General features: G+C 35.8%; 2 protein-coding genes. Both read right to left on the reverse strand.

The window, feature by feature from the left end:
* Positions 1–54: 54 nt before the first annotated feature.
* Complete coding sequence (locus AC3DU7_RS21540) at positions 55–894, reverse strand: transglutaminase-like domain-containing protein (RefSeq protein WP_488041351.1); 840 nt, start codon at positions 892–894, stop codon at positions 55–57.
* A gap of 285 nt (positions 895–1,179) precedes the next feature.
* The coding region (locus AC3DU7_RS21545; RefSeq protein ID WP_488041352.1) for an O-antigen ligase family protein at positions 1,180–2,517 on the reverse strand (1,338 nt) is incomplete at its 5' end.

Below are 2,517 nucleotides of genomic sequence, written 5' to 3' on the forward strand. Positions count from 1 at the left end.
TTATTTATAAGAAGAGGTAATTCTAAATTATAAATTCTTGAACTATCACCTTCTTCAAGAAATAGCGATCGCCTCTGACTCATCTACTTTTTTATTTTCTTGAACGTCAGAAATATCTTCTACAAATAAATATTGATTATTCATTTCAACTGTGCCAAATAAAGTGGCAAAAGAAACATCAGCAGCATCTCGACCAGTACTAATTTTAATAATGTTTTCCAGTGGTACCAATTTAGTTGGGTCAAACAAATACCAGCGATCGCCTAAATAAGCTTCAAAACAAGCATGAAAATCTGGTGGATTAAGATTATAAGCATAAGCAGAAACAAAACGAGCTGGAATATTTAATGTCCGACAAAAAGCAATTCCTAAATGAGCAAAATCACGACAAACTCCCGCCCTTTCCGTAGCAGTATCAAAAGCTGAAGTTTGCGAATCTGTACTGCCAAATAAATATTTTATCTTATCATAAATCCAGTCACAAATTATCATTACCCGAGAATAACCAGGGTTTAAATTGCCAAATTCTGATTGTGCTAAACCAAATAATAGATCGGACTGACAGTAACGACTAGGATAAAGATAAGCAAGTGTTTCTACAGGCAACTCAGCAGGTGAAACTTCATAAATATGATTAGAGTTGCCATAATAATGTGATAATTCTACAGTCGCTTGGTAGGAAATTTCAAGTTTACCACTAAAAGCATTTACTCGAACAAATCGATTTTTTTCCGAGCTACTAATATATTCATCTCTTGCCATAAATGGATTAAATTGTAGTTGTTCCTGCAAAATATTTTGACAGTTATTATTAACTACTTGAACATTAAATAGGAAAGTAGTAGGTTGAGAAATAGTGTAATTAAGTTGACAACCTAGTTTGAATTTTTTCATAGTATTTTTTGTACGACTTATGGTAGATATAAATAGCAATTTAATCTGCTAATCTTTAAATGGAGATTAGTAATATTTTTTTGTATACTATATCAAGGAAACTCAAGTTGTGAACTTTAAAATAATCTTTCGACTGCTCAAAAAAACTGTTCAAGAATGGTAGATAGGTGTACCTCACTACATAATAGTGCTGTAGCGATCGCCTGTCTCATCCATATACCTGAAATTCCCCTTTAACAAAACGACACAATCTATGCTGGACAAGAGATACATTTAATTTTATATCTACTTCTGCCTTCCTCCAATTAACCCACAAATTGCAGCTAAAAGTAACCATCCTATTGTATTAACTCGTAAATCAAACAAACTCACATCAAACATATTAAATATAGTACAAGCAGCAAAAGCTACTAAATAACTAAAAAATATAAAACGGTCTCCTCTGGAATAAATTGATGACCAATTCATTAATAACAATACTGCCTTTGCTAATATCCAACCCACCCAAACAAATAAAAACAAAGCAGCAGGAATTCCAGTTTCTGCCGTTAGCATCAATAATAAATTATGGGGATGACCAAGCCACATTTGCATCTTGGCTTCATACAAAGGAGTAAAATTCCGCAAACCCCAACCATTCCAAGGCTTTTCTAAAGTCATATTCCAAGCAAATTGCCATTGGGTGGTGCGTAGAATGGCTACAGGTCTTTCAAAATCTCGGTCTGTGAGTCGTGCCCAAAAGTATTCCGGAACAATTGCTCGTAACCATTTCTGCCAAGGTGCAGGGGCAAAAGCAGCCCCAAAAACAGTGGCTACTGCTGTCATTACTAACCACACTAACCAATGCCAACCTAGATAAATAGCATAAGCAAGACCAGCAAATACCACCAACCCCCAAGCATTGCGTGAATTTGTCAAAACCAAAGCAATGCCATTACTAATTATTGCTACTGTTAAAAAAACAAATTCTTGAGGCGACTCACCATGAAAAATATTGAGGCGACCCCTTCTTCTTTTTGGATGTGCGCTCTCTGTCTTCACCCTGTTTCCAGATAAAAATTTCCATTTTTCAATCCACAACCCTAACCCTAGAATAAATACAACTGCCAAATAAAATGCTAAAATATTAGCATACATAAATACTGAAGCCATTCGCCCTGGAGGGTTGCCTTGTGGTGCAAGTATCCAACCTAGAATAATTTGTATACTCAGGGGGCCAGACCAACCCAAAAATAATTGCCCGAAACCTAAAATGACTACAGGTATTGAAGATAATACCATCACCCAAGAAAGTCGCCGCAGTTGGGATGGAGTTTGAATGAGAGTACTAAGAGCAGCAAATACTCCAAAAAATGGTAATAAATTAGCTAGCCCTAAAAGTGCTTCCTGGCGGTCTAATGCAAAAAATGTAGCGATCGCTAACCAGATGCCAAGAGCAGCTAAAGCTATATTGTGGGGACGGCGAATAATGCTGCGCCATTTTTGTTGCCAAGTGCTAATAACGGCAAAAATTAGAGTTAATATACCTATAGTTGGTAATATAGGCAAAAGTAATAGTCCGACTTGAGTGCATTTCCACTCTTTTTGTAAATAACGATGAGAATTATGATTCAATTTTTTTAG

The organism is Okeania sp. (assembly GCF_983059655.1).

What these genes read in the sequence shown, in the direction of transcription:
- AC3DU7_RS21540 (WP_488041351.1), bottom strand. Translation starts at nt 894, where the DNA reads ATGAAAAAATTCAAACTAGGTTGTCAACTTAATTACACTATTTCTCAA.